Origin of the sequence: Curtobacterium pomorum, from assembly GCF_044497295.1 — a bacterium.
Lineage (GTDB): Bacteria > Actinomycetota > Actinomycetes > Actinomycetales > Microbacteriaceae > Curtobacterium.
Genome location: NZ_CP172409.1, coordinates 1,904,607 through 1,916,750 on the forward strand (window position 1 = coordinate 1,904,607; position 12,144 = coordinate 1,916,750).

9 protein-coding genes are annotated in these 12,144 nt (G+C 70.1%); 7 read left to right on the forward strand and 2 right to left on the reverse strand.

Translation table 11 applies throughout. The features are described from left to right. Window positions 1-58: 58 nt before the first annotated feature. The 6 genes from ACGH48_RS09140 (at window position 59) to ACGH48_RS09165 (ending at window position 6,517) form a co-directional block, all read left to right on the forward strand. The gene (locus ACGH48_RS09140) at window positions 59-988 is read left to right on the forward strand and encodes a proteasome assembly chaperone family protein (protein WP_123312775.1); all 930 of its coding nucleotides are present in this window, start codon (window positions 59-61) and stop codon (window positions 986-988) included. Window positions 989-1,144: 156 nt separating this feature from the next. Then, on the forward strand, window positions 1,145-2,464 hold the full coding sequence (locus ACGH48_RS09145) for a nitrate/nitrite transporter (protein WP_123312774.1): 1,320 nt from the start codon (window positions 1,145-1,147) through the stop codon (window positions 2,462-2,464). 193 nt (window positions 2,465-2,657) lie between these two features. After that, on the forward strand, window positions 2,658-3,908 hold the full coding sequence (locus ACGH48_RS09150; RefSeq protein WP_123312773.1) for an RNA polymerase sigma factor: 1,251 nt from the start codon (window positions 2,658-2,660) through the stop codon (window positions 3,906-3,908). Between the two features lie 4 nt (window positions 3,909-3,912). Beyond that, complete coding sequence (locus ACGH48_RS09155) at window positions 3,913-5,172, forward strand: MurT ligase domain-containing protein (RefSeq protein ID WP_396291083.1); 1,260 nt, start codon at window positions 3,913-3,915, stop codon at window positions 5,170-5,172. Beyond that, window positions 5,169-5,942 carry a type 1 glutamine amidotransferase gene (locus tag ACGH48_RS09160; RefSeq protein ID WP_396291084.1) on the forward strand — a complete coding sequence of 258 codons (774 nt, stop codon included), beginning with the start codon at window positions 5,169-5,171 and terminating at the stop codon, window positions 5,940-5,942. The genes ACGH48_RS09155 and ACGH48_RS09160 overlap by 4 nt, the downstream gene beginning before the upstream one ends. 125 nt (window positions 5,943-6,067) lie before the next feature. After that, a complete protein-coding gene (locus ACGH48_RS09165; protein WP_396291085.1) occupies window positions 6,068-6,517 on the forward strand; it encodes a hypothetical protein in 450 nt (149 codons plus the stop codon). Between the two features lie 79 nt (window positions 6,518-6,596). Here ACGH48_RS09165 and ACGH48_RS09170 read toward each other — a convergent pair whose 3' ends face one another. Then, window positions 6,597-6,821: a hypothetical protein gene (locus ACGH48_RS09170; RefSeq protein ID WP_071255055.1), complete on the reverse strand. Its 225-nt coding sequence runs from the start codon at window positions 6,819-6,821 to the stop codon at window positions 6,597-6,599. A 168-nt stretch (window positions 6,822-6,989) separates the two neighbouring features. Here ACGH48_RS09170 and ACGH48_RS09175 point away from each other — a divergent pair, with 168 nt between their 5' ends. Then, window positions 6,990-9,116, forward strand: a complete 2,127-nt coding sequence (locus ACGH48_RS09175) for a type IIA DNA topoisomerase subunit B (RefSeq protein WP_396291086.1) — start codon at window positions 6,990-6,992, stop codon at window positions 9,114-9,116. A 527-nt stretch (window positions 9,117-9,643) separates the two neighbouring features. Here ACGH48_RS09175 and ACGH48_RS09180 read toward each other — a convergent pair. After that, on the reverse strand, window positions 9,644-12,130 hold the full coding sequence (locus ACGH48_RS09180; RefSeq protein ID WP_396291087.1) for a DNA topoisomerase (ATP-hydrolyzing) subunit A: 2,487 nt from the start codon (window positions 12,128-12,130) through the stop codon (window positions 9,644-9,646). Window positions 12,131-12,144 lie beyond the last annotated feature (14 nt).

A 12,144-nucleotide genomic window follows, 5' to 3' on the forward strand; every position in this document is an offset into this window, starting at 1 on the left:
GCGCTGTTCGCTGTCGGCGTGGTCGTCCCGCGCGGGGGCGCCGGTGGCCCCGCCTAGCATGGGGACGGTGAACCACCCCGAGGAGCTCTACACGTTCGACGAGGCCGCCCCGACCGTCCCGGCCGGACTGCACCTGGTCGCCGGGCTCACCGGTTTCGCCGATGCCGGCTCGGCCGTGGCCCAGGTGACGACGTCCGTGCTCGAGGACCTCGACACCCAGCTCGTCGCCGAGTTCGACCCCGACGTCCTGCTCGACTGGCGCGCCCGACGGCCGGTCATCACCTTCGAGCACGACCACATCGCCGCCGTCGAGCCGCCCCGGTTGGCGCTGCACCTGGTGCGCGACGAGATCGGCCAGCCGTTCCTCTTCCTGTCCGGGTACGAGCCGGACTTCCAGTGGAACCGGTTCGTGGACGCCGTCACCGGCCTCGCCGCCCGGCTCCAGGTCGCGGACACCACCTGGGTGCAGTCGATCCCGATGCCCGTCCCGCACACCCGGCCGATCAGCCTCACCGTCTCCGGCACCCGTGCCGACCTCGTCGAGCAGATGAGCGTCTGGAAGCCCGAGACGCAGGCGCCGGCGAACGTCCTGCACCTGGTCGAGCACCGGCTCGCGTCCACCGGCTCGCAGGTCACCGGTCTGGTCCTCCTCGTGCCGCACTACCTGTCGGACACCGAGTTCCCCGACGCGGCCGTCGCCGCACTGTCCGGCATCGCCGCGGCCACCGGTCTCATCTTCCCGACGGACGCCCTGCGCGAAGCGGGTCGCGAGTTCCTCACCCGGGTCGAGGAGCAGGTCGCCGGCAACGCCGAGCTGCAGCGACTCGTCGGTGTGCTCGAGGAGCGGCACGACACGTACATGGAGGGCAACCCGGTCGCGTCGCCGCTCACGGACGTCGACGGCGAGGTACCGACCGCGGACGCGATCGCGGCCGAGCTCGAGCGCTTCCTGGCGGATCGTCGCACCCAGGGTGACGGCGGCGAGTAGCCGGGTCGGGCCCTGGACGGTCCGGAACGGCGGCCAGGAGGCCCGTGGCGGGCCCGCACCGCGCCTCCCGTCCGTTGTCCGGTCGTGACCAGGGCGTCGCAAGCCTCGACGACAGCCGTCGCGTATCCGGCTCCGCCGGATCGGTACCCTGTCGGGGTGAACTCCCGTCGCGCCTTCCTGGTCTGGGGCATCGCGGTGCTCGCCTACGTCCTCGCGGTCGTCCAGCGGTCCTCGCTCGGGGTGTCCGGCGTCGACGCGCAGGACCGTTTCGCCGTGTCGGCGGCGGTGCTCTCCACACTCGCGGTCGTGCAGATCGCCGTGTACGCCGGACTCCAGATCCCGGTGGGTGTCGCGCTCGACCGGGTGGGGCCGCGCAAGCTCGTCCTGCTCGGCGCCGCGTTGCTCGTGGTCGGGCAGGCCGTGGTGGCCTTCTCGCCGACGATCGGCCCGGCGATCGCGGGACGCGTGCTCGTGGGTGCCGGCGACGCGATGACCTTCATCTCGGTGATCCGTCTGGTGCCGATGTGGTTCAGCGGCCGGATCCTGCCGCAGATCTCGCAGTGGACGGGCAACCTCGGGCAGATCGGCCAGATCCTGTCGGCGTTCCCGTTCGCGGTGCTCCTGCACGCCGCAGGGTGGACTCCCGCGTTCGGGGTCGCCGCCGCGGTGAGCGCCGTCGGGCTCGTCCTGGCCTTCGTCTTCGTCCGGAACGGCCCGGTCGTCGTCCGGACCGGCACGATCCCGCTGCCGCACTCGTGGGGCGCCGCCTTCCGGACCTTCGGGCACGCGCTGCGGCGTCCTGGCACGCAGCTCGGCTTCTGGTCGCACTACGTGACGCAGTCCTCCGGCACGGTGTTCTCGCTGCTGTGGGGGGTCCCGATGCTCCGTGGGCTCGGATACAGCCCGGCCGAGGCCGCCGGCTTCCTGACGATCATCGTCGCCGTGGGCTTCGTCGCCGGACCGGTGCTGGGCCTGTTGTGCGCGCGGTTCCCGATGCGCCGCTCGAACCTCGTGCTCGGGGTCGTCGTGCTGCTCGCCGTGGTGTGGACCGCCATCCTGCTCTGGCCCGGCCACCCGCCCACCTGGCTGCTCGTGCTGCTCGTCGTCGCGATGGGGATCGGCGGCCCCGGTTCGCTGATCGGGTTCGACTTCGCCCGGACGTTCAACCCGGTCGGTTCCCTGGGGTCCGCGAACGGTGTCGTCAACGTCGGCGGCTTCCTGGCGGCGTTCGTGATGATGTACCTGATCGGGCTGCTGCTCGACGTGATGTCCCGCGTCACCGGCGAGACCGTCTTCGCCTGGGACAACTTCCGGGTGGCCCTCACGGTGCAGTACCTGGTGGTCGGGTTCGGCGTCGCGATGCTCCTGCACGCTCGGCGCCGGACACGGCGAGTGCTCCACGCGGAGGAGGGAATACGCGTCGGACCGCTCTGGGTTGCACTCGTTGCGCGCCTGCGGAAGCGGCACGTGCAATAATGATCACGGACCCACTCAGGACCCCCTTCCTGTCGGAGCACTTCGGAGCGCCGATCGACACGGGGGACTTGACATGGGTCTTAGTGCTGCCCGGAACGGTAGGACTCGACGACGCGGGGGACTGCGGCTCGGGCCCTGGGCGGCGAGGGAGGCCACGACCCCACGAACGTGGCACGACGAGAGAGGTGATCGCATGGCTGCCCGGAGCACGACGATCGATCCCACGAAGGACACTCAGCCCGAAGGTGCTGTGGCAGAGGACGCCACGGACACCGAGGGAACCGACGCGCCGAAGAAGCGCGCCACCAAGGCCCCCGCCAAGAAGGCCCCGGCCAAGAAGGCCGCCCCGAAGGCGAAGAAGGTCGACCCCGTCGACGAGGCGAACGAAGCCACCGACGAGCCGACCGAGGACGTCGAGGAAACCGACGACAAGGCGATCAAGCCCGACGCCGCCGCTGCGGTCGCTGCCGGCGCGCTCGTCATCTCGCAGACCGACGACGACGAGGCGCCGGTCTACTCCACGACCATCACGGGCGCGACCGCCGACCCGGTGAAGGACTACCTCAAGCAGATCGGCAAGGTCGCCCTGCTCAACGCCGAGCAGGAGGTCGAGCTCGCGATGCGCATCGAGGCCGGCCTGTTCGCCGAGGACAAGCTGCAGCACTCGACCGGCCTCACCAAGCCGGCCGAGCGCGAGCTGCGCTGGGTCGCCCGCGACGGTCAGCGTGCGAAGTCGCACCTGCTGGGCGCGAACCTCCGCCTCGTGGTCTCGCTCGCCAAGCGCTACACCGGCCGTGGCATGCAGTTCCTGGACCTCATCCAGGAGGGCAACCTGGGCCTCATCCGTGCGGTCGAGAAGTTCGACTACACCAAGGGCTTCAAGTTCTCGACCTACGCGACGTGGTGGATCCGCCAGGCGATCACCCGCGCCATGGCCGACCAGGCCCGGACCATCCGCATCCCGGTGCACATGGTCGAGGTCATCAACAAGCTCGCCCGCGTCCAGCGCCAGATGCTGCAGGACCTCGGTCGCGAACCCACTCCGGAAGAGCTGGCCCGCGAGCTCGACATGACCCCGGAGAAGGTCGTCGAGGTACAGAAGTACGGCCGCGAGCCGATCTCCCTGCACACGCCCCTGGGCGAGGACGGCGACTCCGAGTTCGGTGACCTCATCGAGGACACCGAGGCGGTCGTGCCGGCCGACGCCGTGGGCTTCACGATGCTGCAGAAGCAGCTCGAGAGCCTGCTCGACTCCCTGTCCGAGCGCGAGGCGGGCGTCATCCGCATGCGCTTCGGCCTCGGTGACGGCCAGCCGAAGACCCTCGACCAGATCGGTGACACGTTCGGTGTGACGCGTGAGCGCATCCGCCAGATCGAGTCCAAGACGATGGCGAAGCTCCGCCACCCCTCGCGGTCGCAGTCGCTGCGCGACTACCTCGAGTAGGCCGATGCGGTTCTTCATCCCGATCCTGATCGGGCGGGTCCTCCGTGCCCTCGCGCGAGCGCGGGGCGGGGGATCCGCGTACCCCGGCTTCATCGTGCTCAAGCTCGTGCCCGACTTCCTGCAGCACGTGACGAAGCAGTTCCCCAACGGAGTCGTCTTCGTGCTCGGGTCGAACGGCAAGTCGACGACGACGCACATGATCTCGGACATCGTCCGGGCGCACGGGCTCCGTGTCTTCACCAACCCCTCGGGCGCGAACCTGCCGCAGGGCATCGCGTCGGCGCTGCTGTCCGAGGTCTCGCTGACCGGTCGCCTGAAGGCGGACATCGGCATCCTCGAGGTCGACGAGGCCTTCGCGGTCGAACTCGCCGGGATCCTGTCGCCGTCCACGGTGACGATGCTCAACGTGCAGGTCGACCAGCTGTACCGGTTCTTCGAGACCGAACGCGTCGCCGACATGATGCTCGACACCGCGGCACTGTCGACGGCGAACGTCATCACGAACCGCGACGACCAGTTCCTCGACGCCTACGTGGCGCGGACCGGCCAGCGCGTGCTGCGCTTCGGTGCGAGCGCCGAGGTCGTCGCCGCGGCGCCGAACGGCCTGCAGAACGCCGACGACTTCGACCGGCAGGACGCCCAGCCGAACGCCGCCGAGGCCGAGGTCGTCGTGAACACCGGTGACGGTGCGACGATCCGCTTCGACGGCGCCGAGATCCCGGTCCGGTTGCCGGCCCGCGGCCTGCACTACGCGGTCGACGCCGCCGCAGCCACGGCCACTGCCAGCGCGGCACTCGGCACGCAGTTCCGCGCCGACGCCGTCACGAAGGCCTTCGGCACGATGAAGCCGGCGTACGGCCGCGGGGAGCGACTGCCGATCGCCGGCGAGTCCGCCGAGTTCACGATGTTCAAGAACGCCGCGAGCCTCCAGCTCAACCTCGACGCGCTGCCGGACCGCCCCGAGCAGGTCCTCATGGCGATCGACGAGGGCACGCCGGACATCTCCTGGATCTACGACATCGACTTCTCGAAGCTCGACCACGTCGACGTCGTCTCCGGTGACAAGGCCTGGCAGATCGCGATCGCCCTCGAGCACGCCGGTGTCCGCATCGGTCGGGTCGAGCCCGACGTCGAGGCCGCGATCAAGCACATGGAGCAGCTCGGGTCGACGACCAGCGGGACGAAGAACTTCATCGTCAACTACGAGATCATGATGATCGCCCGCAAGGCCCTCGGCCACCCGGACATGGAGAAGACCGCATGACGGCCGACCGGCTGACCATCCTGCACGTCTACCCCCGGCAGATGGGCGTCTCGGGCGACCGTGGCAACGTCGCGGCCCTCGTGCGCCGTGCCGCTGCAGCCGGCCTCGACACCGAGGTGCTCGAGTACGCGCCCGGCGACGAGCTCCCCACGGCGGCCGACGTCGTCGTGATCGGCAACGGGCCGCTCAGCGCGATGCGGTCACTCGGTGCCGACGTCACGCGCATCGGTGCCCCGCTCCGTGCGTTCGTCAGCGACGGGGTGCCGGTGATCGCGGTCGGCGGCGGGTTCGACCTGTCGACGAACGAGGTCGTCCCCACCGAGGGCGCACCGGTCGCCGGGTTCGGCGTGTTCGACGCCCGCGCCGTCCGCGGTGCCGAGCGGCGCGTGAACTACTTCGTGCTCGAGACCCGGTACCCGCTGCTCCCGGGAGCGCCGAAGCGTCTCGCCGGGTTCGAGGACCACGCCACCAGCATCGAGCTCGCGGCCGGGGTCACTCCCTTCGCCGACGTCGTGTCCGGCGGCGGCAACCAGGCGGGCGCCCCGGTCGAGGGTGCGATCGTCGGCACGTCCTTCGGCACGCACACCCAGGGCCCGATCCTGCCGCTCAACCCGCAGCTGACCGACGGTGTCCTCGCCGCAGCCGTCGCACGGCTGGGCCGCGAGTACACCCCGGACCCGGAGCAGACGGCGACCATCGACCGCTACGCACGCGAAGCGCGCGCCACCGTCGACCGCTACGTCGACAAGGCGTTCAAGCGCATCGCGTGACGCTCACGAAGGCCGGGCCCGTGGGGGCCCGGCCTTCGTCGTTCCCGGGGGCGGTGGCAACTGTTGCCAGTTCCGGAACGTCGCGTTGTGCATGTGACATGTTGGGAGTGGACAAAGGAGGTCCCATGCAACGCAACACGCGCACACTCGCCCTGGTCGGAGCACTCGTCGTGACCCTGGCCGGTGCCGGGGTCGTCGGACAGACGACGACGGCCGAGGCGGCGATGACCCGGATCAGTCCGGCCTGCGCTTCGGTCCCGACGACCACGACCGAATCCGACGGCGTCCCCGGTCCCGTGTTCTACAAGCGGCTGCAGTGTCTCGGCAGCATGGCCACGTACACCGGCCCGATCGACGGCGTGATGGGGCCGAACTCGTGGATCGGCGCGTCCAACCAGCTCGCGAAGGGCGGGTACTACCAGGCCCCGGTCGCGTGGGGGTACGAGAGCAAGGACGTCGTGGCAGCACTGCAGCGATGGGCAGCCGCCCACGGCCGCTACAGCGGCCCCATCGACGGTGTCTGGGGGCCGAACAGCTACCGCGGCGCCGCCTGGGCGCGGAACCGCGCGTTCTGAGACGGGCAACAGACAGACGGGAGGCCCGGTGCCAGCTGGCACCGGGCCTCCCGTCTTGCTGTGCTCGCGCCTTCGCGCGCTACTTCGACTCGTAGAGTCGGCTGCTCTCGTCGTGCCACTCGATGGCGGTCGCCGCGAGCTTGTCCTTGAACTCGGCGCCGTGGTGGGCGCAGAAGAACAGTTCGCCGCTCGACATGGTGGCTCGGATGTAGGCCTGCGCCCCGCAGCTGTCGCAACGGTCGGCGGCGGTCAGCTGGTGGTTGCTGACTTCGTCGATGGAGGGGTCCTGCACGGTCTGGGTCATTGCTGTGCTCCTCACGGATCGCAGGTGGTGCCGGGTGGTTGCACCATTTCAACACGTGATGCCTGAGAACGATGCATTGTGCAGCGCTGTTTCGCTGAGCGCGGATCGGTTGTCCCCAGTGCGAGTGTCCACGCCGAGGGTGTCGGTGCCGCTCGGTACCATCGGACGGTGAGCTCCGACTACTCCGCACGCCATCTCTCCGTCCTCGAAGGGCTCGAGGCGGTCCGGAAGCGTCCGGGGATGTACATCGGCTCGACCGACTCCCGCGGCCTCATGCACTGCCTGTGGGAGATCATCGACAACTCGGTCGACGAAGCCCTGGCGGGGCACGGCGACGAGATCGGTGTCGTGCTGCACGCCGACGGCTCGGTCGAGGTCCGCGACACCGCTCGTGGCATCCCGGTGGACGTCGAACCGAAGACCGGCCTGACCGGGGTCGAGGTCGTGTTCACCAAGCTGCACGCCGGTGGCAAGTTCGGCTCCGGGTCGTACGCGGCCTCGGGTGGGCTGCACGGCGTCGGTGCCTCGGTGGTCAACGCCCTGTCCGAGCGCCTCGACGTCGAGGTCGACCGCGGCGGCAAGACCTACGCCATGTCCTTCCACCGCGGCGAGCCCGGCACGTTCGACGACGCCAAGGGCATCGGTCCGGACGCCCCGTTCAGCCCCTTCACCTCGGGCAGCGAGCTGCGGGTCGTCGGCAAGGTGAAGAAGGGCGTCACCGGTTCCCGCATCCGCTACTGGGCGGACCGGCAGATCTTCACGGCCGACGCGCGGTTCAGCACCGACGACCTGGTCACCCGCGCACGGCAGACGGCGTTCCTCGTCCCCGGACTCGGCATCACGATCACCGACGAGCGCGTGTCCTCGATCGAGGCCGCCGCCGCGCGTGCCGAGGCGACGGGCACCGCCGTCGAGGCCGGTCCGGTCGTCGAGCGCTTCCGCTACGAGGGCGGCATCGGCGAATTCGTCGAGCACCTCGCCACCGACACCGCCGTCACCGACGTCTGGCGCGTGCAGGGCACCGGGACCTTCACCGAGACCGTCCCGATGCTCGACGACAAGGGCCACATGGTCTCCACCGCGGTCGAGCGCTCCTGCGAAGTGGACCTCGCCCTCCGGTGGGGCGACGGCTACGAGACGGTGTTCCGCAGCTTCGTCAACATCATCGCGACGCCGAAAGGCGGCACGCACCAGGCCGGCTTCGAGTCCGGGTTGGTCAAGGCCGTCCGCGCGCAGGTCGAGGCGAACGCCCGCAAGCTCAAGGTCGGGCAGGACAAGCTCGACAAGGACGACGTGCTCGCCGGCATGACCGCCGTCTTGACCGTCCGACTGCCCGAGCCGCAGTTCGAGGGGCAGACGAAGGAGATCCTCGGCACACCGGCGGTCCGGAAGATCGTCGACCAGGTCGTGTCGAAGCGCATCACCGAGATCCTGACGTCGACGCAGCGCACCGAGAAGGCCCAGGCAGCGACCCTGCTCGAGAAGGTCGTCGCCGAGATGAAGACCCGCATCTCCGCCCGCGCCCACAAGGAGACGCAGCGCCGGAAGAACGCGCTCGAGAACTCGTCGTTGCCGACGAAGCTCGCGGACTGCCGGTCGCAGGAGACCGAGGGCACCGAGCTCTTCATCGTCGAGGGCGACTCGGCCCTCGGGACCGCGAAACTCGCACGCAACAGCGAGTACCAGGCGCTGCTGCCGATCCGCGGCAAGATCCTCAACGTGCAGAAGGCGTCCGTCTCGGACATGCTGTCGAACGTCGAGTGCGCGTCCATCATCCAGGTCATCGGTGCCGGCTCCGGTCGCACGTTCGAGATCGACCAGGCGCGGTACGGCAAGGTCATCATCATGTCGGATGCCGACGTCGACGGCGCCCACATCCGGACGCTGCTGCTGACGCTGTTCTTCCGGTACATGCGACCGATGATCGAGGAAGGCCGGGTCTTCGCTGCCGTTCCGCCGCTGCACCGGGTCGTCGTGGTGAACCGCGGCAAGCCCAACGACACGCTCTACACGTACTCCGAGCAGGAACTGCAGACCGTGCTGAAGAAGCTCGAGAAGACCGGCAAGAAGTACCAGGAGCCGATCCAGCGGTACAAGGGCCTGGGGGAGATGGACGCCGACCAGCTCGCCGAGACCACGATGGACCGAGCGCACCGCACCCTGCGGCGGGTGAACATCACGCACGCCGAGAGTGCGGCGAAGGTGTTCGAGCTGCTCATGGGCAACGACGTGGCCCCGCGCAAGGAGTTCATCCTGGCCGGCGAGGGCCTCGACCGCGACCGCATCGACGCGTAGCGCGCCGGACTGCCGCGCCGCTGCTGGCCCGAGTCTCGGCGAAGCCGGCCCGAGTCTCGGCGTAGCCGGCCCGAGTCTCGCGGTGGGCGACTCGTCTCGAGTCTCGCGGTGGGCGACCGAACTCGGGTGCCGGACCGCGAATGATGTCGCTCAGGCCGAGTCTCGGTGCCGCCAAAGCGACACCGTGACGCCACCCTGCGCCGTCCGTACCGCCAACGCGACAGTGTCCCGCGAACTGTTCGCGGACTTCTGTCGCTTTCGCGCCGGTGGGGCGGGATGTCCAGACGGGACCGGCCCGCGCCTCCCGGCCAGCGAGTCTCGCGGTGGGCGACCGAACTCGGGTGCCGGACCGCGAATGATGTCGCTCAGGCCGAGTCTCGGTGCCGCCAAAGCGACACTGTGACGCCACCCTGCGCCGTCCGTGCCGCCAACGCGACAGTGTCCCGCAAACTGTTCGCGGGACACTGTCGCTTTCGCGGAGGGTGGGCGCAGCGCAGCGGTGGGCGCAGCGCGGCGCCCCCGCCCGCCTACGCGTCGCCAGCGGTGCCGTCGAGCGCCGCGGCACTGCCACCGATCGAGCCGATGACGGCCTCGAGCGGCGCACCGGACCCGTCACGCTTCGACAGCCAGTCCGGCAGGGTGCGCGCCGCGCCGTCCGTGCCGACCGCGTGCGGGGGAGCGATGCCCGCCCAGCCCACGGTGAGCCCGTCCTCGCCCTTCAGGAACGCGTGCGCCCGAACGCCCTGGGTCGCACGGCCCTTGGCGGGGAACTCGGACAGCGCGGAGACCTTGGCGCGACCGGAGTCCGTGCCGGGCAGCGCCGTCGACGTCGTGGACACGGTGGCGACCACGGCGTCGTCGGAGCGGGCGACGGACCCGAACCAGATCACCGAGGCGCCGGAGGCCAGCGCCATGCCCGCGACACCGCCGGCGGGGAGCCCCTGGGCGCGGACGCCTGCCGCGGGGAACCGCAGGAGCTGGGCGTTCGAGCTGATGAACACCAGGTCGTCGGACTCGGGTGCCTGAGCGGCGCCGATCACCGTGTCGCCGGGCTTCAGGCCGATGGCGACGAACTCCGGCTTGTCCGGCCAGGTGCCGGGCACGACGCGCTTGACCACACCCTGTGCGGTACCGATGGCGAGTGCGTCCGACGACGCGCCGGACAGGTCGACGAGTGCGACGACCGTCTCGCCCTTGGTGAGCGCCAGGAAGTCGGTGACCCGCACGCCGGCGTCGAGCCGGACGGCTGCGGGCGGCACCGCCGGGACGTCGACGGGGGAGAGCCGCAGCACCCGACCGGTGGAGGTCAGCGCGCCGACCTGGCCCCGGACGGTGCTCACCACGGCGGACCGGACGGCGTCGTGCTTGGAGCGCTTCGGCACGCGGACGATGCTGAGCTCCGACGTCGGGATGTCGACGCGGATGAGCCGTCCGGTGGTCGAGAGCAGCACACGGCACGGCGAGTCGGCGACCTGGAGCGACTCCGGGTCGACAGCTGCCTTGCGCCCGCCCTTGACGGGTGCGTCGGCCTCGGTGAGCAGTGTGCAGCGCGGGGTGGCGAACCTGTCGGACACCTCGGTGAGCTCGAGCGCGACCTGGGCCCGCAGTCGTTCGTCGGACGCCAGCAGTTCCTCGAGCGCGGCGATGTCGGCGAGCAGCTGGTCGCGCTCGGCCTCGAGCTCCATGCGCGAGAACTTCGTCAGGCGCCGGAGCCGCAGCTCGAGGATGTACTCCGCCTGTACCTCGGACAGGTCGAAGACGTCGCGGAGTCGGCTGCGTGCCGCCTCGGAGTCGTCCGAGGTGCGGATGACCTGGATGACCTCGTCGATGTCGAGGATCGCGATGAGCAGTCCCTCGACCAGGTGCAGCCGCTCGCGACGACGCGCGAGCCGGTACTCGGACCGCCGGGTGACGACCGACAGCCGGTGCTGCACGTAGACGTCGAGCAGCTCGCGCAGCCCGAGCGTGCGGGGCGACCCGCCGACGAGCGCGACGTTGTTGATGCCGAAGCCGTCCTCGAGCGGGGTGTGCTTGTACAGCTGCTCGAGCACCGCGGTGGGGTTGAAGCCGCTCTTGATGCCGATGACGAGCCGGAGCCCGTGGTTGCGGTCGGTCAGGTCGTTGACGTCCGAGATGCCGACGAGCTTCTTGGACTGGACGCCGTCCTTGATCTTCTCGATGACGCGCTCGGGGCCCACCAGGTAGGGCAGCTCGGTGACGACGAGTCCGACCTTGCGCGGCGTGAGGTTCTCGACGTTCACCTTCGAGCGTGTGCGGAACGTGCCGCGCCCGGTGGCGTAGGCGTCGCGGACCCCGGAGAGTCCGACGATCGTGCCGCCCGAGGGCAGGTCCGGGCCGGGCACGAACTCCATGAGCTCTTCGAGGGTGGCCTGGGGGTTCATGAGCAGGTGCTTCGCGGCCTCGACCACCTCGCCCAGGTTGTGCGGCGCCATGTTCGTCGCCATGCCGACCGCGATGCCCGAGGCGCCGTTGACGAGCAGGTTCGGGAACGCCGCCGGCAGCACGCCGGGCTGCATGATCTGGTTGTCGTAGTTCGGGACGAAGTCGACGACGTCCTCGCCGAGGCCCTCGGTCATGGCCATCGACGGTTCGGCCAGGCGTGCCTCGGTGTACCGGGCGGCAGCGGGACCGTCGTCGAGCGAGCCGAAGTTGCCGTGGCCGTCGATCAGCGGCACCCGCATGGTGAACGGCTGCGCCATCCGCACCAGGGCGTCGTAGATCGCGCCGTCGCCGTGCGGGTGCAGCTTGCCCATCACCTCGCCGGTGACGCGCGCGCTCTTGACGTGCCCGCGGTCCGGCCGCAGGCCCATCTCGGCCATCTGGTACAGGATGCGCCGCTGGACGGGCTTCAGGCCGTCACGCGCATCGGGCAGCGCCCGCGAGTAGATGACGGAGTACGCGTACTCGAGGAAGGAGCCCTGCATCTCCTCGGAGACGTCGACGTCCTCGATGCGCTCACCGTCGGGCAGGCCGACTGCGTCCGTGCGTGCCATGGCACCTTTCTGGG